This window comes from Corynebacterium sputi DSM 45148 (genome assembly GCF_000427865.1).
In the GTDB taxonomy this organism is placed as follows: domain Bacteria; phylum Actinomycetota; class Actinomycetes; order Mycobacteriales; family Mycobacteriaceae; genus Corynebacterium; species Corynebacterium sputi.
In genome coordinates this window covers 58258-79623 of record NZ_ATYV01000002.1, presented here as the reverse complement: position 1 = coordinate 79623, position 21366 = coordinate 58258, and the positions used below count along the sequence as shown (strand labels likewise).

Annotated in this window: 19 protein-coding genes and 2 pseudogenes; 15 read left to right on the top strand and 6 right to left on the bottom strand. The window is 60.7% G+C overall.

The window, feature by feature from the left end:
• The first annotated feature begins 28 nt into the window (after positions 1 to 28).
• A complete protein-coding gene (gene lepA, locus YWU_RS0101460) occupies positions 29 to 1870 on the top strand; it encodes a translation elongation factor 4 (protein ID WP_027019077.1) in 1842 nt (613 codons plus the stop codon).
• 186 nt (positions 1871 to 2056) lie between these two features.
• Positions 2057 to 2398, top strand: coding sequence for a siderophore-interacting protein (locus YWU_RS18870; RefSeq protein WP_084141516.1), 342 nt, complete (start codon positions 2057 to 2059; stop codon positions 2396 to 2398).
• Positions 2399 to 2633: 235 nt separating this feature from the next.
• On the opposite strand, the gene YWU_RS14490 is transcribed toward YWU_RS18870, so the two are convergent.
• Entirely contained in the window at positions 2634 to 4718 is a 2085-nt protein-coding gene (locus tag YWU_RS14490; protein ID WP_051259878.1) for a DUF262 domain-containing protein, read from the bottom strand.
• A gap of 169 nt (positions 4719 to 4887) precedes the next feature.
• Here YWU_RS14490 and YWU_RS14485 point away from each other — a divergent pair.
• The 3 genes and pseudogenes from YWU_RS14485 to YWU_RS0101430 form a co-directional block, all read left to right on the top strand.
• Positions 4888 to 5813, top strand: a pseudogene (locus tag YWU_RS14485) (EF-Tu/IF-2/RF-3 family GTPase); the annotation flags it as partial.
• A 36-nt stretch (positions 5814 to 5849) separates the two neighbouring features.
• Positions 5850 to 6080, top strand: a complete 231-nt coding sequence (locus YWU_RS18050; RefSeq protein ID WP_156892660.1) for a hypothetical protein — start codon at positions 5850 to 5852, stop codon at positions 6078 to 6080.
• Between the two features lie 102 nt (positions 6081 to 6182).
• Positions 6183 to 6788: a hypothetical protein gene (locus tag YWU_RS0101430; RefSeq protein ID WP_027019073.1), complete on the top strand. Its 606-nt coding sequence runs from the start codon at positions 6183 to 6185 to the stop codon at positions 6786 to 6788.
• Positions 6789 to 6986: 198 nt separating this feature from the next.
• Here the strand turns inward: YWU_RS0101430 and YWU_RS0101425 are convergent, their stop codons facing one another.
• From YWU_RS0101425 to YWU_RS14475, 4 genes are all read right to left on the bottom strand, one after another.
• The gene (locus YWU_RS0101425) at positions 6987 to 7607 is read right to left on the bottom strand and encodes a hypothetical protein (RefSeq protein ID WP_027019072.1); all 621 of its coding nucleotides are present in this window, start codon (positions 7605 to 7607) and stop codon (positions 6987 to 6989) included.
• A gap of 125 nt (positions 7608 to 7732) precedes the next feature.
• Positions 7733 to 8290 carry an ABC transporter substrate-binding protein gene (locus tag YWU_RS17785; RefSeq protein ID WP_240484031.1) on the bottom strand — a complete coding sequence of 186 codons (558 nt, stop codon included), beginning with the start codon at positions 8288 to 8290 and terminating at the stop codon, positions 7733 to 7735.
• Positions 8291 to 8810: 520 nt separating this feature from the next.
• Positions 8811 to 9038 carry a helix-turn-helix domain-containing protein gene (locus YWU_RS17780; RefSeq protein ID WP_084141513.1) on the bottom strand — a complete coding sequence of 76 codons (228 nt, stop codon included), beginning with the start codon at positions 9036 to 9038 and terminating at the stop codon, positions 8811 to 8813.
• 6 nt (positions 9039 to 9044) lie between these two features.
• Positions 9045 to 9590, bottom strand: coding sequence for a cupin domain-containing protein (locus YWU_RS14475; RefSeq protein ID WP_051259875.1), 546 nt, complete (start codon positions 9588 to 9590; stop codon positions 9045 to 9047).
• Between the two features lie 56 nt (positions 9591 to 9646).
• Between YWU_RS14475 and YWU_RS0101410 the strand changes: the two genes are divergently transcribed.
• The 7 genes from YWU_RS0101410 (at position 9647) to YWU_RS14465 (ending at position 15045) form a co-directional block, all read left to right on the top strand.
• A complete protein-coding gene (locus tag YWU_RS0101410) occupies positions 9647 to 10903 on the top strand; it encodes an ABC transporter transmembrane domain-containing protein (RefSeq protein ID WP_027019071.1) in 1257 nt (418 codons plus the stop codon).
• A 78-nt stretch (positions 10904 to 10981) separates the two neighbouring features.
• The gene (locus tag YWU_RS18045) at positions 10982 to 11275 is read left to right on the top strand and encodes an ABC transporter ATP-binding protein (protein ID WP_051259874.1); all 294 of its coding nucleotides are present in this window, start codon (positions 10982 to 10984) and stop codon (positions 11273 to 11275) included.
• Positions 11194 to 12468 carry an ABC transporter transmembrane domain-containing protein gene (locus YWU_RS14470; RefSeq protein WP_084141510.1) on the top strand — a complete coding sequence of 425 codons (1275 nt, stop codon included), beginning with the start codon at positions 11194 to 11196 and terminating at the stop codon, positions 12466 to 12468. The genes YWU_RS18045 and YWU_RS14470 overlap by 82 nt, the downstream gene beginning before the upstream one ends.
• 17 nt (positions 12469 to 12485) lie before the next feature.
• Positions 12486 to 12635: a hypothetical protein gene (locus YWU_RS18040; RefSeq protein ID WP_156892658.1), complete on the top strand. Its 150-nt coding sequence runs from the start codon at positions 12486 to 12488 to the stop codon at positions 12633 to 12635.
• Between the two features lie 101 nt (positions 12636 to 12736).
• The gene (locus YWU_RS0101400) at positions 12737 to 13495 is read left to right on the top strand and encodes an ABC transporter substrate-binding protein (protein ID WP_027019070.1); all 759 of its coding nucleotides are present in this window, start codon (positions 12737 to 12739) and stop codon (positions 13493 to 13495) included.
• A 5-nt stretch (positions 13496 to 13500) separates the two neighbouring features.
• Positions 13501 to 13836, top strand: a complete 336-nt coding sequence (locus tag YWU_RS0101395; RefSeq protein WP_027019069.1) for an ABC transporter substrate-binding protein — start codon at positions 13501 to 13503, stop codon at positions 13834 to 13836.
• Positions 13837 to 15045 carry an alpha/beta hydrolase-fold protein gene (locus YWU_RS14465; protein ID WP_051259872.1) on the top strand — a complete coding sequence of 403 codons (1209 nt, stop codon included), beginning with the start codon at positions 13837 to 13839 and terminating at the stop codon, positions 15043 to 15045.
• A gap of 2 nt (positions 15046 to 15047) precedes the next feature.
• On the opposite strand, the gene YWU_RS14460 is transcribed toward YWU_RS14465, so the two are convergent.
• Positions 15048 to 16235, bottom strand: coding sequence for a magnesium and cobalt transport protein CorA (locus YWU_RS14460; protein ID WP_051259871.1), 1188 nt, complete (start codon positions 16233 to 16235; stop codon positions 15048 to 15050).
• Positions 16236 to 16354: 119 nt separating this feature from the next.
• On the opposite strand from YWU_RS14460, the gene YWU_RS0101380 reads away from it, so the two are divergent.
• The 3 genes and pseudogenes from YWU_RS0101380 (at position 16355) to YWU_RS0101370 (ending at position 21354) form a co-directional block, all read left to right on the top strand.
• Entirely contained in the window at positions 16355 to 17071 is a 717-nt protein-coding gene (locus YWU_RS0101380; protein WP_027019068.1) for a DUF1345 domain-containing protein, read from the top strand.
• A gap of 93 nt (positions 17072 to 17164) precedes the next feature.
• A pseudogene (locus tag YWU_RS14455) lies at positions 17165 to 19723 on the top strand (ABC transporter ATP-binding protein/permease).
• Positions 19720 to 21354, top strand: a complete 1635-nt coding sequence (locus YWU_RS0101370; protein ID WP_027019067.1) for an ABC transporter ATP-binding protein — start codon at positions 19720 to 19722, stop codon at positions 21352 to 21354. The pseudogene YWU_RS14455 and the gene YWU_RS0101370 overlap by 4 nt, the downstream one beginning before the upstream one ends.
• Positions 21355 to 21366 lie beyond the last annotated feature (12 nt).

Genomic DNA, 21366 nt, shown 5'->3' with positions numbered 1-21366 from the left:
GCGCTCATGCCATGAAAGTGGCTCCTACGTGACCAAGAACTTCGCGGCCAAGACGTTCACCGATCCCAAGCAGATCAGGAACTTTTGCATCATCGCCCACATCGACCACGGTAAGTCGACGTTGGCGGATCGCATCCTGCAGATGTCCGGCGTGATCGAGGACCGCGACATGCGGGACCAGTACCTGGACAACATGGACATTGAGCGCGAGCGTGGCATCACGATCAAGGCTCAGAACGTCCGGCTGCCGTGGGTGCCGAAGTCCGGTGAACACGAAGGCGAAGAGATTGTCCTCCACCTGATCGATACTCCCGGTCACGTCGACTTCAGCTATGAGGTCTCCCGTGCACTGGAGGCATGTGAAGGCGTCATCTTGCTTGTCGACGCCGCCCAAGGCATCGAAGCCCAGACCCTCGCCAACCTCTACCTGGCGATGGAGAACGAACTTGAGATTATCCCGGTCCTCAACAAGATCGACCTGCCGGCCGCAGATCCTGAGAAGTACTCCCTGGAACTGGCAAACCTCGTCGGCTGTGAGCCGGAGGACGTGCTTCGCGTCTCCGGTAAGACCGGCGAAGGCGTCCCCGCACTTCTGGACCGCGTCTGCGAGCTCGTTCCTGCACCGGTCGGCGACTCTGAGGCTCCTGCCCGAGCCATGATCTTCGACTCTGTCTACGACACCTACCGCGGCGTGGTCACTTACATCCGTGTCGTCGACGGCAAGCTCACCCCGCGCGAGCAGGTCCAGATGATGTCGACCGGCACCAAGCACGAGATCCTTGAGATCGGTGTCGTCTCCCCGAAGCCGCAGAAGTGCGACGGACTGTCGGTAGGTGAGGTCGGCTACCTCATCACCGGCGTGAAGGATGTCCGCCAGTCAAAGGTTGGAGATACCGTGACCGCCGCAAAGAACGGCGCCGAGGAAGCTCTGCCGGGTTACGCGGATCCGACTCCAATGGTCTACTCCGGGCTCTTCCCGATGAGCCAGGAGGACTACCCGGACCTTCGCGACGCGCTGGAAAAGCTGCAGCTCAACGACGCCTCTCTCACCTTTGAGCCTGAGACCTCCGTCGCCCTCGGCTTCGGTTTCCGTGGGGGCTTCCTTGGACTTCTCCACATGGAGATCACCCGAATGCGCCTTGAGCGCGAATTCGACCTTGATCTGATCTCGACCGCTCCGAACGTGGTCTACCGGGTCGTTGCAGAAGACGGCGCAGAGAAGCGCGTTTCTAACCCAGCAGATTGGCCGGACGGAAAGCCGCGCGAGATCTGGGAGCCGATGGTCAAGTGCACCATCATCGTCCCGTCGGAATTCATCGGCGGAACGATGGAATTGTGCCAGCAGAAGCGTGGCGAAATGGGTGGCATGGACTACCTCTCTGAGGATCGCGTCGAACTGCGTTACAAGATGCCCATGGGCGAGATCATCTTCGACTTCTTCGACCTGCTGAAGTCCCGCACTAAGGGCTACGCCTCCCTCAACTATGAGGAAGCCGGCGAGCAGAACGCTGATCTGGTGAAGGTCGACATCCTTCTTCAGGGAGAGGTCGTTGATGCCTTCTCTGCCATCGTCCACCGCGACAATGCGCAGTGGTATGGCAACAAGATGACCAAGAAGCTCAAGGAACTGATCCCTCGTCAGCAGTTCGAAGTCCCAGTTCAGGCTGCAATCGGTTCGAAGATCATCGCCCGCGAGAACATCCGTGCACTCCGTAAGGACGTTCTATCTAAGTGCTACGGCGGCGATATCTCTCGTAAGCGCAAGCTGCTGGAGAAGCAGAAGGCCGGTAAGAAGCGGATGAAGAACATCGGCACGGTGTCGGTGCCGCAGGAGGCGTTTGTGGCTGCGCTTAGTACGGATGAAGAGTAGCTGAAACATCAGCGAGGTCAGTCGAAGTCTGGGGTTACCTTGGGCTTCGAAGAAGAGAATTGGCACTATTATCCACCTGAGGCGCCATACTGAGCAGACGGGCCGACTGCGCTTCCGCCCATCGCGACGTTCTGGCGATCGTATTTGACTCACTTCAGGCGACTAAAAAGATCTACACCATTTCGCATGCCTCAAGTTCGTAGCTATTCGATGCGGAGAGTTGGCGAGAGTGGTGTGGAGTTGGAAGTCGTAAAGCATCTAGATGGGCTCGCATCTACCTGGTCGACGTCGGCGCAGCCGGGCGACGAAGGGATTTGGCGAGGAGCGAGCGAAGCCTGGCTGGCACCGATCAGCGACCACCCGCTGATGATTGCCGATAACTCAGCGCTACCCGCAGAAGCCGCAACGCTTGACGCTCTGCCTCCAAAAGTTGAAGTCGACGTAATTGGAATCGATGCGGACAAAGGACATTTACCCCAAATCCCGGTTACAAGTGATTCGCTTGCGACGTCACCCTTTCTACTCTGAGGCCGTCCACGATTGTGTGGGCAGCGGGAGAGTACCGGGATGCGGGAACGCTTCGAAGGTTCCTCATCGAAAAGCGCGGCATGTCCGTCGATCAAGCCCATATCACCACGTACAGGATCGCAGGCCAACCCCAGGGTAAACGCCCAGATGAGCGGAACCCTCGGCGGAACCTGGAGAACCGAGCAGCTGCTCCGAAGAAGGCAGAGCGGTTCATTCAGGTGAAGTAGGACGAAAGCTAGTCAACCAGTATCGCGGTTTCGATCTCCGGGTCCAGTAGTGCGCTCAGCTCCTCAGCGGAGATGAACTGCTTGTCCACAGCCTTTCCTCTACTGCTGAACTCGACGCCCTCCAGCTTGAGAACTTCTTGAAGCGATCGAGTCTCCTGCTGGTCGTGCCACTGCAAGGAGTCCGAAGCTTCCCCACTGCGGTAGAGCACCCGATGCGCATTTGGCACTTTTTCTTCCGAGAGGTGGTTGACGACCCGCCGTGCTCCGGCGCCAACGATCGTTCCGACTTCTCCGAAGCTGGTCCATCTCCCGCTCGGAATAGCGAGGAGTACTTCCCGTAGCTTCTGCCACTTTGGGTCCTGAACTACGACCGGTGCTGAGGATGTGGTTTCAGTTTCGGTTGTCACCGGACCGGGCCATGCGGCACAGATTAGGTCAGCCAAGGCGTCGGCACGCGCATCGATCTCATCGGGGCCCCATGAATCATTTTCGACGACGCCTGCGCTGAGCCGAAGACCCGAACGGCTCATCTCTTCACGTTTCCAGTCGAACCCTCGGTTACTGAGCTTCGAGTTGTAACCAGTCAACGTCAGGTTTCCGAGCACATGCTTCTTGGCCGAATGCAGGTCTTCGAGAGATTGATCTGGGTGTCGTTCCTTCAGCGTGTGTTTCCATTCGGGGCTCAGAGTCTGCGGCATGACGTGCTCGATCGACAATGAGGTCGTATCGATCGGCTCTCGGGAGTCGAACTCTTCCTCTAACCAGCGGAGGAACAGCGGTCGGTGCGCCTGCTTGCCGTTGAGGTAGTAGGGCTGCTCCTTGATTGCCTCACGAAGTTGATCGTCCCCGGCGTAGTGCTTTCGACCGGTTGAGAGCCATCGCTGTAGGTGTTCTGCAGTGTCGTCAACTCCTTCAAAGATTCCTGCAGCCTCACGGAATGTGCGATTCAAACCCTGAGTCGGTCGACCTGTGAGGAAGCGACGGATGATGAAGGCCTCGAGGACGAGGATCGTGCTGGCGAGCTCCTTACTTGAGATACTTCCGTCATCTCGCTTGGCTAGTAGGTTGAGGAGGATCGGATGGGTGGTGTTGACGTACCAATCACGCAACCGCTGCAGTCTGTGCCGGACGCTTTGATCCTTTTCCAACTGCGGGTTCAGAATCAATTCGTAGAGTTCAGCCAGTTTTGTAAAGCGTGCGAGCTCCTCAAGGATCGCCTCCTCGCCGGTGAGCGCATCCATCCGCCGTTGCTGAAGGACGAAAGTATCGCTCATCTTCGCAAGTGGTTTTGATGAGGCGATATCGACCCAGAAGAGTGATTCGATCTGGTCATTCTCTAGTCGAGCCTGAAGAGGTTTCCAATAACGGTCGTAGGCGTCATCTCCGGATTCCGGCAATCGCATGAATATGTAATTGCGTAGTAGATCGCCTTGAGTGAGCTTCAACCCTGTGTTGTTGAGCGACTGGAAGATTCGGTGGGCGTTATCCTCCGGATGGGTGCTGATAGAAACAAGAGATAGTCCTTCAACGACCGCCTCCTGGATCGCCGCCATGTCGTCGGGGTCGTCCGGATCGTCGATGTGCGCGAGCTTCGTGCGGAAGAAGCGGTAAGCCTCACCAATGGAGTCGGATCCGCCAGAGTCAGGGAAACGGTTGATCACGGCCTGATATGCCGCGCGATCGGCTTGGGTGGGAACTAGTTTGATGTGCTGAGCGCCCTTCTTATAACTGTTGACCAAGAACCGGTTCTGGATTTCTTCACCGGCGTGGTCTTCTGGCTCGACTTCATCGCGGTGGTCGCGGATGGCGGCGAGAAGGAGCGTTAGCGTCGTCAGTCTCTGCTGTCCGTCAACCACTAAGTGGGTAGCGACGCCCCCAGCAACGGCTGCAGGTGGCGGAGCCAGAACCAGCGAGCCGATGAAGTGGCTGCTGCGTGCGCCGTCTGCTCGATCCTCAGTGAGCTCTACAATGTCGTTCCAGAGAGCCTCAAGCTGCTGCTTTCCCCACTGGTATGGACGTTGGTAGAGCGGAACGATGTACTGCTTTGTCCCCTCCAGAATGTCCTGAAGATTCATTTCTTGGGCTGCGACCATTGGCGATCAGTCCTGTCGTTAGTAGAAGTGCACCAATTCACTACTGGCTCCGAAATGATTTTAGACATCGAGATTCCGTGTTTTTTTGACCGCCTCGAAAGTCGGAAAGTTAGTACGGCACCAGCAGCAGGGATGGGTCATCAACTCCTCGCCCGATGTTGAACCTGTTGCTCCTGCCCGTGCGATGATCTTCGACTCCGTCTACGACACCTACCGTGGCGTGGTCACCTACATCCGAGTCGTCGACGGCAAGCTCACCCCGCGCGAGTAGGTCCAGATGATGTCGACTGGCACCAAACACGAGATCCTGAGATTGGTGTGGTATCCCCGAAGCCTCAGAAGTGCGACGGACTCTCCGTCGGCGAGGTCGGCTACCTCATCACTGGTGTGAAGGATGTCCGCCAGTCAAAGGTCGGTGACACCGTCACCTCAGCTAAGAACTGAGCAGTGGATGCTCTGCCGGGTTATGCAGACCCGACCCCGATGGTCTACTCCGGGCTCTTCCCGATGAGCCAGGAGGACTACCCGGACCTTCGCGACGCGCTGGAAAAGCTCCAGCTCAACGACGCTTCCCTCACCTTCGAACCCGAGACCTCTGTCGCCCTAGGCTTCGGTTTCCGTGGAGGCTTCCTTGGTCTTCTCCACATGGAGATCACCCGAATGCGTCTGGAGCGTGAGTTCGACCTTGATCTGATCTCTACGGCACCGAACGTGGTCTATCGCGTTGTCTCTGAAGACGGCACAGAGAAGCGCGTCTCTAACCCTGCTGACTGGCCGGACGGAAAGCCTAGGGAGATCTGGGAGCCGATGGTCAAGTGCACCATCATCGTTCCGTCTGAGTTCATCGGCGGAACTATGGAACTGTGCCAGCAGAAGCGCGGTGAGATGGGGGGCATGGACTACCTCTCTGAGGATCGCGTCGAACTGCGGTACAAGATGCCCATGGGGGAGATCATCTTCGACTTTTTCGACCTGCTGAAGTCTCGTACCAAGGGCTACGCCTCGCTGAACTATGAGGAAGCCGGCGAGCAGAACGCTGATCTGGTGAAGGTCGACATCCTTCTTCAGGGAGAGGTTGTCGATACCTTCTCTGCACCAACGCGATAACGCGCAGCAGTACGTAAACGAGGTTTGGACGGCAATGAGGTGACGGTCGTAGACGGTGAAGTCAACTGCGCCGAAGGGCGCCTAATTATGGAGAAATACCTCAACACTCCAGTGAATATTGATGGTGGAAACACAAACTTTCAAGAACTCGGAGATTGGACGTGCTCAATGCCGACAGCAGCTCGATCCGCAGAGCTAGGGCTGGCCGCAGTGTGCGATCTTCCGGACTCCGGTCGGGTCGGCGTCGCTCCGTAAGGGATCTCGGCGGTCATCGGGCCGCCCAGAAACATGGCCATTTCACCGATTCCGCTGCATCAACTCTGTTAACTAGGGGTCGGATGTGGGAAAGTTATCGCTATGAGCACACGCAGCCGAGCACAGATACTCGGGTCGATCAGCGCCTTGGCCGTCGTCGGATTCCTGGTGGGATGTGGAACCGACGGCAATAACAACACCGTCACCGAGGTCGAAACCACCGCAGAGACCTCCACCGACTCTGAAACGGTCGCCGACTCTGACGGAAACACCACGTCTGAAGCCTCGGAGTCGGAGTACGAGGAGGTCGACATTGAGACCTTCGTTGCGCCTACCGGGTACGTCTTCAAGTACGAGACCGACGGCACCGTTGGCGAGTGTGCACTCGGCGAGGAAGGCGTGATCTGCATCGGTACTGCGCCTGACGACGTCCCCGATATCCAGGTCCCGCCGCTGGACCCAAGCCGACCTGGTGCGGTCTTCGTCGGTTCCGACGGAGTGGACTACACCCTGTTCGAGGGAATCCCGGCTGCCCCGGCCAGCCTGATGGCCGGACAACAGGTCAGCCTGAACGGCACGACGTGTGCTGCCGTCGACGAGGCGACCCTTGAATGCACAAACGGCGACGCCGGGTTCACCATCTCCGGCTCGGATCGTCTGATCACCACGCAGGGCGAGCCGATCGGCGCGTACTTCGTCGACCAGTAGTCCCTCGAGTCAGGGCCGGGCAGTCGGACTACCCGGTCGAAAAGTCGACCCCGCATTGGTGCACCCCGTCATGGGAGGACTGAGTGTCGCATTTCCCCAGGTCGAAGATCCGGGAATTCCTCCGATGACGGGGTGCACCATGACGGGGTTTAGCGCCCGCAGTCTTCAGACAGGCACAAGCGAGCAGTTCCACCCGCGCTAGACGGTCCGGGACACCGCAAAGTCCCCGCCGAGTCGGATCGCGAGCATCACGAGCCAGACTCCGACTAGGTATAGGTCGTGTCCCGCGTGCCAGATCAGGTTGTACGTTACGAATGCCATGATGCCGATCCCGGTAGAGACCACAGCCGTGATCATCAGCGGCTTCCATGGGGAGTCGGGTCCGAAGCGCTTCCGGAACGTCATCAAGCCCCACACATTGAAGGCTCCAACGAGTGCGCTGAACAGTGCGTACAGCACTCCGAGGATCGCGGCGATGCCGGTGATCAAGGCGGCGTCCATGAAATCATCGCCGCGTCCCAGAAGGATCCGCTCGGCCACCTCACCGACGATCAGTGCCACCAGGATGTTGATCACGGTGCTTAGCGCTAGCCCCAGTCCCGCTAGGTGAGCGACACTGTCGCGGATGAGGACGATTCGATCTCGGGCGCAATGCGTCACTGCATAGACGGCGAAGGCGATTGCGGCCACTGGTGTCGACTGCAGGATCATCGCTGTCTGCAGGATGACCATTGTCACGAGGGAAAACGCCACGTAGACCCACACTGCAGGATGGGTGAGTGCGTGTTTCATGGAGGAAGTGCCGGAGGCGTCGGGCATGGGGACCTCCTCGTCAGGGCTCAGTGGGAATGGAACCGAAACTCCAGGAAACTATTGACCTCAATAGTATTGCAGGTCCTCTATGCCCAGTAATGCAGTAAGCGCAGGTAGCGGCCCGCCATTCATCAGTTCCCGCCCAGCAGTGGTTTCTCTACGACCTCAAGGAAGGCCATCTGACCGCTGGGGGAACCGTACTGCATCTCCATGTTGTACGCGTAAATCTGGTCGTCCTTTACGAAAGGCAGGTTCTGCCACAGGGGGTTCCGGGTCAGTTGTTCCTCATTAAGAGACATGACGCCGTCCTCGTCAGCGGAGTCGAAGACCACGTCGATGCCCTCTAGCGTTCCTAGTTCTTCGACGCTCAATTCTGGGGCTTCTCCATCCTGCAGACCGTCTTCAGTGGCGTTCGCCTGCGGAGCGATCTTCAGCCCCAGGTCCGCGAAGACCAAACACGGTACACCGGTGCAGCCGATATTTACCTTGTCGTTCCAGAATGAGATCGACGCGACGACCGGGTCGATGCCTTCCTCATCCAGGCGAGCCCGAACCTCATCGACACGTGCCTGGTACTCCTCTTCCCATTCCTGCCACTGGTCCTCGCGCCCAAGGTCCGCCGCGGCCTTCGATACTGAGTCGCGCCAGTCGGCGCCGTCGAAGGCGTTGTAGGTATACGTCGGGGCGATGTCCGTAGCCCAGGCCGTTGAGGATGAAGTCCGGGTTAGCGTTAGCGACGCCCTCGAAGTTGTACTCCGGGTAGTTGTGGAACGCGTCCAGGCCCTCGAGCTTGGACTGGTCGAAGAACTCCGGAAACGCGGTGTACTCGTCGCGGATCGGCTGGCTCTGTGACAGTGGAACGCCCAGTGTGGTGAGGATATCCACGTCGGTGGTGTAGAAGCCGAGGGCTGCCTGCGGGTCGTCGGGCATCTCTATGGTGGTGCCGGCGGGGGTCACGATTTCGTCGGTAGGGGCGTTGGACGCCGAGGCATCTGCGGATGAACAGGAGGTGAGCACGAGCCCGGCCGCGATGGCCATGAAACCGGCAACTGTGGAGTGTCGCATGTGAGTCTTTTCTGGTGAACGGGCGCGTGCCCTGCGGTCTGAACTCGATGAACAGTAGGGGCGGCGCGTGGCTCACGGTGTCGCCGGAACGTCAATCAGTGTTGCGGGCAGGACACTGGGTTAGGTTCACCTAAAAGATTCGCTTTACGACGCCCTCACCTCCACCAACCCCCGCCGCATAGCCGCGAACTCACCAGGAGTTGTGCCGTTCTCCCTCCGGAATGCTTGGACGAATGCACTGGGGGAGGAGTAGCCGATCCGTCGGCTGACGTTGCTGACCGGAACTCCAGCGGCCAGTTCCTCAACGGCCCGGCGCATCCGCGCGCGTGTTCGCCATTCGGTGAAACTCAGGCCAGTTGAAGAGGCGAACAACCGGTGTCACGTTCGCGCGCTGGCACCAACTGCGCGGCCCCATTCCTCCGCACTGCGACCGTCGGAGGGATCCGCCACGAGAGCGTGGGCGACTCGACTAGCCCTGGAGTCAGTAGGCATTGGCAGATCTACCGTCATGAATTGAGTGGGTTCCAACAACCTCAGGGCGAGGCTTTCGGCTGGGAGGCGGGAGGCGTCGGGAAGCCAAGGAGGTTGGCTCAACCGCTCCAGAAGGGCGGAGACCACCGGTGGGACGAGGACGCCGTGGACGCGGTTGGCGTCGGGAGGCAGATCGTCAATGCACGTGGAGATGAACGTGCACTTAAACGCTGTGCCCGCGGCGGCCTGAACTCGGTGGGAGACGCCCGCCGGGATCCACAATCCGAGCGCGGCAGGCACCGCGAAGAAGCCGGTGTCGGTGGTGACCGTCAACGCGCCCCGGCAGCCCCACACCATTTCGTGGAGATCAGGATGCGAATGACTGTCCCACCGGCAGTCCTCGGTGAGGGTGAATCGGTTGGTGAAGACTCGGACCTGTCCGCTGTGCGACACTGTCTGTCCTCCTGTCACATTGTTGCCGAATGTAGGCCAGCATAAGCTAACACGCCATGTCTTCGACTTCTTCGTTGCAGGTGACACGCAACAAACGCACCCTCTTGCCGGCGGCGCTCGGCTTCTCCGGGCACCAATTGTGCGAGGCAGCAGTGCCTTTCGTAGTGGGAATCGTGATCGACCGGGCGATCGGCCCATCAGACGCGACCGGACTCATCCTCGGCATCGCGGCCTTGATCGCAGTCTTCATCGTCCTCATCGGCTCGTGGCGCACCGCGGAGATCGCTTCCACGAACATGTACGCCGATACGGACTACCGGACTCGGCGCACTCTCCTGGCGAAAGTCCTCAGTCCCGCGACTCGAGCCGATGCGCGCCCAGGGAAGACCCTCTCCACGCTGACCAATGACGTCAGTTCGGCCTCCTCGATCGCAAGGGTCGCAGGTGGCGCTGTGTCCTACGTGGTCGTCATCGCTCTGACGTCGGTCGGCCTGTTGCTCATCAACGTTCCACTGGGCCTGGCGGTGTTGGTGCTCGTGCCCGTGCTCGTATTCACCGTGCACAAGGCCAGCGCCCCACTGGAGAAGCGCACCAGCGTGGAACAAGAGGCGCTCGCCCAATCCTCCGCCACGGTCACCGACATCCTTTCTGGTCTGCGAACCGTCCGCGGCCTCGGCGTGGAAGACGAGGCACTCCACCGCGCCGAAGTCGCCAACCAAACGAACCTCCGTGCCTCCATCGGTGCCGCACGCGCTGCAGGTGCAGTTCACGGCGTCACCGCCACGCTCACCGGGCTCTTCCTGGCAGCGCTGGTGTTCCTTTCGGTGCGCGCCGGCATCACCATCGGACAGCTCGTCACCGTCATCGGAGTGGCGCAATTCCTCCAGTGGCCGGTGGCAGGTCTGGGCTACATGGGCGCGGAGTTCGCGCGGGTGCGCGCGTCGCGCGATCGCGTCCAGAAGCTATTTGAAGAGGACGAGGAGAAAACCATGCTTCCATGCGTCCCCCTCACCCCCGAACCCCACCACATCCTCGGGGTCATCACCGACAGAGGCAGAGAGCTCTCTCAGACGATGGCGGGAATGAGCGTTCCGCACAATGCGGTTCTCATCGACGGCTCCCTGGCGGACAATATCTGGCCCGACGGCGAGCGCACCCGGATTGACCAGTTGACCGAGGCCGCCGCACTATCCGATCTGTTGGGGCCGGAAGGTTGGGAACGGCAAGTGGGGGAGCGAGGTCCTGATCCTGCACGAGCCGACTTCCTCCGTCGACACCGTCACAGAGACCGCCATTGCCGCTGGAATCGCTGACGCTCGGAAGGGCCGGACCACCGTCTTGATCACTCGCAGTCCCATTCTGCTGAACATCTGCACGAAGGTCGTGACCGTATGAGCACCGCACTGACAACCGCCAGTTCACGAGAGACGTGGAAAGCCCTCGTTGTTCTGATCCGTCGACACTGGACCGGCTTCGCCATCGCGGTGGGACTGGTCATCCTAGGGTCTCTAGCGAGTATCGCTGGGCCGCTCATCCTTGGTCGGATCGTCGACGCCGTGACTGACAATGGCCCGGTGGCCTGGCTGCTCGGCGCGATGGTCTCGTGGCTCTGGCGCAAGGTCTCCTCGGCGGGCTGTCCTTCACTTCGGTGGCGACCGCTGGTGCCCGCATGCTCGCGGACCTGAGGCAACGCCTCGTCGTCCATGTCCTCAAGATTCCCCAGGCCCGTGTTGAGGCAGCCGGTCGCGGTGAGATCGTCTCCCGAGTCTCTGGCGATGTCGCAATCATTGGTGACACCGTCTCTTCAGTGCTGCCCCGCGTTGTCGCCGCAGCGTTCGCGATCCTCGCTGCCCTCATCGGCATCGGTGCGGTCAACCCAGTGCTTATGCTCACCGCGCTTGTCGTATTGCCGATGCAGCTGCTGGCTCTGCGTATTCACCTCAAGCACACCCAGCCGGTGTATCGACGCTCCCGGGAAGTCGAAGGCATCAGATCCCAGCAGGTCCTAGAATCCCTCGATGCCCTGCCGACACTCACTGCCTTCGGAGACACCGATCGGGCGCAATCGCGCATCGACGTCACTGCTCGCCTCGCTGCGGACCTGGTCCGCCGAACCACCCGATTGGCAGTGAAATTCTGGGGACGGCTGAACCTCGCCGAACTCGCTGGCCTGTCGGTGATCCTTGTGATCGGCTACTTCCTGGTCCAGAACGGCTCTGCCAGCATCGGTGGGGTGACCGCAGCGGCCCTGCTGTTCATGAATCTCTTCGATCCGATGGGGGCGGTGCTCGCCGGTATCGACGACCTCCAGAAGGCAGCCGCCTCCCTGGCGCGATTGGTCGGCCTGTTGGAAGAGCCGACCGAATCACCGCGAGAGCCCTCGACTACCGACTCGGTCCAGGTTCGGGGACTGCGGCACTCCTTCGGCCCGGTCACTGCTCTCGACGGCATCGACTTGGACATCGCGCCGGGCGAACACGTGGCCGTCGTCGGTGCCAGTGGTGCGGGCAAAAGCACCCTCGCCACCGTGCTGTCGGGCCATCTCACCCCGGACTCCGGCACCGTCGCCGTTCCAGAGGCAGTGCTTGTCTCCCAGGAGAATCACATTTTTGCGGGCACTCTTGCGGAGGATCTCCGGATCGCCGCGCCAGAGGCCACCGACGAAGAGCTCCGTGCCGCCCTTGCTCGAGTCGGGGCAGCAGGACCGGACTGGGCCCTAGACGCCCGATCAACCCCGACCTCACCGATGTCCAACGCCAGCAGATCGCCCTGGCCAGGGCTGTGCTCCGAAATCCGGGGTGGGTGGTGTTGGATGAGGCGGCGTCGGAAAGCGGAAGTGCAGATAGCAACATCCTGGACCGGGCTGCGCAAGAGGTAACCGCAGGCAGAACCGCGTTGACCGTGGTGCACCGGCTGAGTCAGGCGGCCGTCGCCGACCGGATCGTGGTCGTCGATGCCGGGCGCATCGTGGAAGAAGGCACCCACGCCGACCTGCTCGAACTGGGCGGACGCTACGCGAGGTACTGGCACGCCGGGGGTGTATAGGAAACGTTTAGAAAAACTGCTTGCCTTAGGCTTGCCTTGGCGGAATCATCTGTGACGTTAAGGCCCACATCAGGTGCCTGTCGAACAGAAAGGGTCTCTCGATGAGAATCACCGTACGTAAGAAGTTGGTTGCTTCGGCAGCTGTCGCTACCTCCGCTTTGCTGGTGTTGTCCGGCTGCAGCAGCGACGAGGGCAACAACCACAACGGTGAGCACAACAACGTCGAGAGCGCCGCCGGCACTGACGATCTCGTCCCGGCCGGCGAAGGCACCACCTCCTACCCGTACGAGCTCGAGTCGCCGTGGGGCACCACCACTCTGGAGGAGCAGCCGAAGAAGATCGCGGCTGTGACCATGTCTCAGGATGACACTGAGATCCTCGTGTCGATGGGCGTGACCCCGTACATCGCTCGTGAGCCCGATGGTGAGCAGCACCCGTGGATCACCGACGCGATGAATAACGAGATCCCCGAAGTCTTCACCGCCACTCCGGACAACCCGTTCCCCTCTGAGCAGATCGCCGCAGCAGAGCCAGACCTCATCATCGCCCTGGGCATGGATCTGACGGACTACTACGACGAGATGAGCACCATCGCGCCGGTCCTTGGTGAGGAAGGCGAAGCCGGCACCGTGTTCAACACCCAGAACGATTGGGACGAGAACATCCGCCGCATCGGCGAGGCCCTTGACCTCCAGGAAGCTGCTGAAGAGGCCATCAACACCGAAGAGGACTTCTTCGAAGAGTTCCGCAGCACCCACCCGGAGTTCCAGGGCAAGTCTGTTGCCTACCTGGTCAGCTACGGCGACGAGGGGGCCTGCAGTACCACTCCACCGAAGGTTCCCCGGCTGGAAACACCCTGACCAGCATGGGCTTCGAGCAGCCAGAGCTCGCCGGCACCCTGGAGTACCGCGAGACCATCGCTGAGGAGCAGCTCTCCATTATCGACGCTGACGTGGTGATCTTCTCTGCCAACGATGAGTCCACCTCTGATCGCATCCTCAACAACGAGCTGTTCAAGCAGATCAAGGCCTCTGAAGAGGGCAACGTCGTTGTCATCAACAACAAGGGCGGCTCCTTCGACATCAATGGCCAGGAGCATGACGGCAACCTGTCTTGGGCTCTCGCACGCTCCGGACCGCTGTCCTCCACCTGGGCCGCTCAGCAGATCGCGATTCCGGTCGCCGAGGTCATCGAGGGCTAAATGAACCGCACGCTCCCAGACGCCCGCCCTCGAAGCTTCGACCGCTTCGGGCGTGAGCATGTGGAGCTTGCTCCGACTCCGACCCACGACAGGGCGTCGTCCCTGGACTGGGAACGGGTCGAACCGGATTGTTCGGCGCAGTGTTTCTTCGAGCACAACCCTCGTATCTGCCCGGATCCGGATCCGAACTTTTCGTACTGGACGTGGGTGGTCCGGGACGATTCGGCGCGGGTAGTCCTGCTGTGGACTAACCCCGTCTTCGATTACACGGATGTCTCCCGTATGGAGATGGTCCGTCGCAATGGCCGCTGGACGATTACGCTCCGGCTGCCCAGCGCGCTTCGTTTTTCCTATCGCATCAGTGTGTGGCGCTCCGACGATGAGCCGCCCTGGCGGCAGGTGCAGGGTCGCCGCAATGTCCTGTTGGCAGCAGCTGCAGCTGCTGAACTAGATCCGGACTGCGTTGCGATCATTAATCCGCGACTTGGCGAGATCTCCTCTGTCGCTGCAGGTCCCACCGCGCCGCGTCAGGTGTGGAGGGAGCCGGTGGGGGAGGGGAACGTCGTGAAGCTTGATGGAGATACCTCCGTCTACGTGCCACCCACGGCTGAACCAACTCCACTTCTGGTGCTTTACGACGGCCAGAACTGGCTCTCCCTTGGCCTGCCCGGCATTCTCGATCAACTCATCGAGGCCGGTCTCATGCGCCCGGCCCACGTGCTGTTCGTTGACTCCAGTGACAACGACTATCGTCGGGCGAACCTCGGTGTGCCTGGCGGGCAGGTCGATACCGTTATCGATCGCTGGCTGCCCGCCGTACGCAGGCGTTTCGCCGTCGATCCCTCTGGAGAGCGCACCATCGTCGCAGGCCAGAGTCTCGGCGGGATTGCCGCATTGTGGACTCTCGCGCTCAGCGGTGGCGCGGTTCGCCACGCTATCGCGCAGTCACCGTCGCTATGGCGCTTTGATGTCACCGATTCGCTTCTCGACGCCCCCAACTGGTCCTCTCTCCACCTCCACGCAGGTGCATATGAGGGGGACATGTTGTTGAACGTGCGGACGCTCAAGGATGACCTCAACATTGATCCGCGCCTGGGCGACCGCTCTGTTGTCGCTACCGGCTTTGAGGCCGGCCATGACTGGGCAGCGTGGCGAGTGAACCTGGTCAATTCCCTCCGGGACCTGCTGGAGTCATTCGAGGCGCAGTAGCTTTACATCCACTTGTTGCGCTTGAAGATAAGCCACAGCGTCGCGGAGAACAGCACCATCACGCACACGGCCATGGGGTAGCCGAATCTCCAGCTGAGCTCTGGCATGACCTCGAAGTTCATGCCGTAGATCGCGCCGATCAGCGTCGGGGCGAAGAGAATAGCGGCCCAGCCGGAGATCTTTTTCATGTCTTCGTTCTGGCGCTGAGCAACGAGCGTGGCATTGACGTCCAGGATCTGCGCCAATGCTGCGCGCAGTTCCACGACGCGGGTTTCCACGCGGGTCAGCCCGTCCGAGACATCCTCCAAGTACTCCTGCAGTTGCTCTGGGATGCCGTACTTGCGCCAGCCATTGGAGAGCTCATCCAACACGGCGGACAGAGAGGACGTCGCGTGCTGAAGATCGATGACCTCCTGGCTGAGGCGATAGATACGCTCGGCGACCGCGCTATTGCCGTTAAACACCTGCTTTTCGATCTGTTCTTTGTCGATGACGATGCCGCGGAGAACGGGGATGAAGCCGTCGACGATCTCGTCGAGAAGCCGATACAGCACCGCCTCGGGACCGAGCTTCAGTAACTCTTTGTCTTTCACCAGCGCGGCGGTAGCCCGCTCGACAGCGCCAACAGCCACTGCCTCGTCATGGCCTTGTGCACCCTTGTCAGTGACCCAGCGGCCGTCCTGGCACATCACTGCGATGGCGTCTTCTTTGATTACGACGTGGAACTCAGAGAACGCCACATCCTCTTCTTTGTCCAGGTATCGGGCGGAGCGGGCGACGACGAAGAGGACGTCGTCATAGCGCTCCAGTTTCGGACGCTGCCCGCCAGTGCGAAGGTCCTCCTCGAGCATCGGGTGCAGAGCCCATGCGCCGGTCAGTGCTGTGATGTCGTCCTCGGTCGGGGAGGAGTACACCGTCAGGGCGAGGCGCTGCTTGTCGGCGGTCTCCTGCGCCGTGGCCTCGGCGATGTCGGCATTTCCCGCAGAGATCGAATGCTCAGAGAACAGCAGCGCTTCCTCCGCAGAGATTGCCTCTGGAGCCACCCCGGTCGGGGTGCATTCGCCGTCAATGACGAAGGTCGTCCGGTGAGAGGAGGGAACCGGAGGGATGGGCTTGTCGATTGCGCGGTGCATGCGAAAACGTCCGAACGCGCCGGCGCGGTGCTGACCCTGCGGTCGACCTGACATCATGTGTGCTCCTTACCCTCAATGAATCTAGGTCAGCGTAGTTCAGGTCGGTCTCCGGTACCGCCTTGAAACCAACCAGGAGCCGCCAGTTCAGAATGAGGGCGGGTGCAATACTGGTTTCCATGAGGAGACTTCGCCCCAACACGGACACGTTCCGCATCATCATCTGTTCGTTGCTTGCCATCGGGGCGATGGCCATCGCGATGATTACTGGTGAACTCAGCGACTTCATCGATACCAGCCGTGGCGCGAACATCTACATGGTCGGGTTCCTGGCGCTGTGGCCGACCTACACGATTGTGTACGTCACCTGGAGTTGCCTGAAGTTTGCAGGTCTCTCTGATGAGGAACTTCGCGACGCTGTCCTCGGCGACGCCCAAAACTGGTCCGGTAGCCACAAGCAATCCCTCGGCCAGGCCACCACAAAAACCAGTGTCAGCGCAGCCAGTGTCGCAGTGCTGGTCACGATCGTCATCGCTGCTCAACCGGCGTTCCGCGGCGAATCGATCTATGTCGCCCTCGCACTGCTGACCGTGATGTGTTCGTGGATCCTCATGGTGGTGGCTTTCGCCAGGTCATACATGTTGTTGGTGTTCTCCGAGAGCCAGGACGAGCACATGATCTTCTCCATTAACGAGCAGCCACGGTTCGGTGAGTTCGTGACGTTGGCGCTGTCGATCTCAACGATGGGTGCGACGAGTCCTGCTCAGATCGTCTCTCGGCCTGGCTGGCGGCTGTTTCGGACCAACGGTTTCATTGCCTTCCTGTTCAACACGGTGATCCTGTCGATGATGGTCTCGTTGCTCTTCGCGGGGCTGGTGGGTGGTTCCCCGCCGTGAGGTGTTCCCGCCGAGGCAGGGATAGGTTAGCCTACGTTTGATCGGGAGAGTCTGGCATTAGTCCGGATGATCCCGCGTGACGTAGGAGGACACATGGCACGCAGAGGTTTTACCGGCGTGATGATGAAGAGTTTCGGTGTGAAGGACCACGACATCACCGTCGTTGGCACCGAAGAACTCGCGCCACACTTCAGGCGCATTCGTTTCCGCGCGGACACCCTCTTCAGCGACGCACAGCCCGGCGCAACCGCGTGGGTGCGCATCTGGTTCCCGGACAATGACCCAGACAATGAGGGCGCCGAACATCAGCGCGCGTACACCTTCACCGAGGCCAACGACGAGACCGGTGAGTTCGCCTGTGACTTCGTCCTCCACGAGCCTGCCGGCCCCGCCTCCGCCTGGGCCAGCACCGCGGCAAAAGGCATGACCTTGCAGGCTCAGTCCAATGGCTCCTCTGTCTTCGAACCTGACGAGGACGCCGCCGGCTACCTCCTCTTCGGCGATGCTGCATCTCTGCCAGGTCTCAATGGCGTCATCGGCACCATCCCCGAGACTATGCCGATCGAGCTCTACTTCTAGGAGCACTCCGAGCACGACCGCGACCTTCACATCGCTGACCATCCGCGCCTGAACGTCCATCGGAAGGCGAGGGATGGGGAGGGGTCGGTGGCAGAGGCCGTCGAGACCCGCGAATGGGCCAACTGGAAAGGCTGGGCCTCCACCGAATCGGCCACGCTCAAACTCCTCCGACAGCGGCTTCGCGACGACTTCGGTTTCCCCAAGACCGAAATCTACGCCCGCGCCTATTGGTACGAGGGCCGCGCCTTCGGCTCCCGCCGCTCAAAGGAAGAAGCCCAGCGCGAGAAAGCCCTCGCCGAAGAAGCCAAAGCCAAGTGGAAAAAGGCCACCGAGGACGCCGAGGAACACGAGAAGTGGCGCGCCCGCGCTGCCGGCCGTCTGCTCGCACCGCTCAAGCCCACGTTCTGGATCGCCGGAATCGTCCAAGCACTGGTGACGCTCCTGCAGATCGCTCCATTCATCCTGCTCACCGAACTTGCCAGGCTCATGCTTATTGACGCCCCTACCGAACGACTCTGGCAGCTCGGTATCTGGGCAGTGATCCTCATGGGACTGGGACTCATCACGTCCACGGCGCTGATGCTCTGGCTGCATTTAGTGGACGCGCGATTCGAAAAAGCTCTGCGCCAGCGACTACTGAACAAGGTCGCCCGACTGCCGCTCGGGTGGTTCGACAAGCGCACCTCCGGCCAGGTTAAAACCCTCATTTACGACGACACCCTGTCGATGCATTACCTCATCACCCACGCAGTTCCAGACGCCGTCGCCGCCGTCAGCGCACCAGTTACCGTGCTGGTGTACCGCTTCATCGTCGACTGGCGCCTGGGCCTGGTCATGCTCATTCCGATCCTCATCTACGTGCTCGCGATGTATCGCATGATCGTGCAATCCGGCTCGAAAACCTCCAAGGCCCAAGCATGGGCGGAGCGAATGAATAGCGAGGCAGGCTCATTCCTTGAATGGCAGCCGGTGATACGGGTATTCGGGACGTCGTCACGCTTCCGTACTCAACTGAATCGCTACATCGACTTCCTGGGAGGCTGGCAGCGGCCATTCATCGGGCAGAAGACCGTCATGGATCTGGCGATGCGCCCATCGACATTCCTGCTCCTCATTACGCTTTTCGGGACCATTCGCATCACCGGCGGGATGGATCCGGTCGAGATTTTGCCGTTCCTTTTCCTCGGCACGACCTTTGGCGCGCAACTGCTCGGCCTGGGCTACGGCCTCGCGGGACTGCGCGGAGGCATCAGCGCCGCGCGGAATATCCAAAACACACTGGATGAGGACGAGCTACACACCCGCTTCCCGACGTCCCCCTCCACATCCCTCACCCTCAACTTCGACAACATCACCTTCTCGTACGTCGATGGGGTACCGGTGGTCCGCGACGTGAACCTGGAGTTGGAGCCCGGCACCGTCACCGCGTTGGTGGGGCCTAGCGGATCAGGAAAGTCCACGCTGGCGTCGCTGCTCGCGCGGTTCCACGACGTGGATGAGGGCGCGATCCGCATCGGTGGAAAAGACATCCGTGAAATGGAGTTCGACGAGTTGTACCGCCACGTCGGGTTCGTCTTCCAAGACACCCAACTGGTGCAGGGCACAGTGCGAGAGAACATCGCTCTGGCAGTTCCGGGCGCCGACGACCCCGCTATCATCGCCGCCGCCGAAGCCGCCCAGATCCATGAGCGGATCATGCGGATGCCCGAGGGCTATGACACCGTCATCGGTTCTGCTGGTACCGCACTATCTGGTGGTGAGAAGCAGCGTCTGACGATCGCGCGGGCGATCCTCGCCGACACTCCAGTGCTGGTACTCGTTGAGGCCACCGCTTTTGCCGACCCAGAGTCCGAGTACCTCGTGCAGCGGGCCCTCAACGAACTAGTAGCCGGACGCACCGTTGTCGTGATCGCGCACCGGCTGCACACGATTACTGGTGTCGACAAGATCGTGGTCCTCGACGAGGGCCGGATCGTTGAGTCCGGTACCCATGACGAATTGATGGCCGGCCCACACGCCGGCCGTTACCGCAGACTGTGGGATGCCGCAGAGACGAAGGGAGCAATCCGATGATCAGGACTTTGGTGGGGTTGTTGCCGAAGGGGAGTGAGGGGAGCGTCGGGAAGCATGTCTTTTTCACGCTGCTCGGACTGGTCCTCCGCGCCGTGGGCGTGGTTCTCCTGGTGCCGTTGGTGGCTGCGCTGTTTAGTGGCACTCCATCTAATGCGTGGCCGTGGGTTGGGTGGTTGGCGCTGGTGACCGTGGCCGGTTGGGTCGTGGACTATCTGGTGGCCAGGATTGGTTACGACCTCGGATTCTCCTTGCTCGGCCGCGGACAGAAGACCGTCGGCGCTCACGTGGAGAAAACTCGCCTGAACTGGTTCACACCGGAGAACACCTCCGTGGCGCGGCAGTCGATAGCGGCAACCGGACCGGACCTCGTCGGTGTGGTGGTGTACCTGGTCACCCCGGTGGTCACGGCGATCCTGCTGCCGCTGGTGATTGCGCTGGCGCTGTTCGCGGTGTCGTGGCAGTTGGCACTGGTTGCCTTGCTGGGCGTGCCGGTGCTGTTTGGTGCGTATGTGGTCTCTGGAATGCTGGGACGGAAGGCCGACCGTGAGGCTGATTCGGCGAACGCACAGTTGACTGAACGCATCGTGGAATTCGCCGGCACCCAGCAGGCCCTGCGGGCTTCCCGACGCGTCGACTCCGAACACTCCCACGTCGGCACGGCTCTGAAAACCCAGCACAATGCCATGATGAAGCTGCTGTTCATGCAGATCCCCGGACACCTGATCTTCGGTCTGGCCAGCCAACTGATGCTGATTCTCATGGCAGGTATGACCGTGTATCTCACGGTGCAGGGGAACGTCTCGGTGCCGGAAGCGATCGCTCTAATTGTGGTAACCGTGCGGTACCTGGAGCCGTTCACTGTATTGGCGGAACTGTCTGCAGGAGTGGAGAACTCCATCACCATGCTGCGCAAATTGCGGACGGTGCTTGATGCATTGGTGGTGTCAGACGCCGCGCCGGGTGGCGCGGACATTCGCTTCGATCGCGTCTCGTTCACGTACGGCGACAACGACGTCCTCCACGAACTCACCTTCGCCCTCGAACCAAACACAACCACAGCAATCGTGGGTCCGTCCGGATCTGGCAAAAGCACCGTGCTGTCGCTCATCGCGGGACTGCAGGAGCCGACCAGCGGCATCGTTTCCGCAGGCGAATCCAGCGTCGTGTTCCAGGAGCCCTATCTTTTCGACGGACCCATCCGCGACAACATCCTCTCCGGCAACCCCGACGCCACCGACGACCAACTGCACGACGCCATCACCGCCGCCCGAGCGGAGGGATTCGCCTCGAAGCCGTATAGTTCGATGCTCGTTGGAGGACAGCGCCAGCGGGTATCGATTGCCCGTGCGCTGCTGAAGCCCGCGCCGATCCTCTTGGTGGACGAAGCCACCAGTGCCCGCGATAACGAGAACGAAGCAGCGATCACGACCGCCTTGCAGAACAGTGACCGAACCCGAGTGATCGTGGCCCACCGGCTGTCGAGCATTCGCCAGGCGGATCGAGTGTTGTTTCTGGAAGACGGCCGAATCATTGAAGACGGCAGTGTCGATGAACTACTTGCTGCAGATGGTCGATTTGCCGAGTTTTGGAGGCAACAGGACCAGGCAGCAGGGTGGGACCTGGGACGCTAAGTAGCCAGTGGA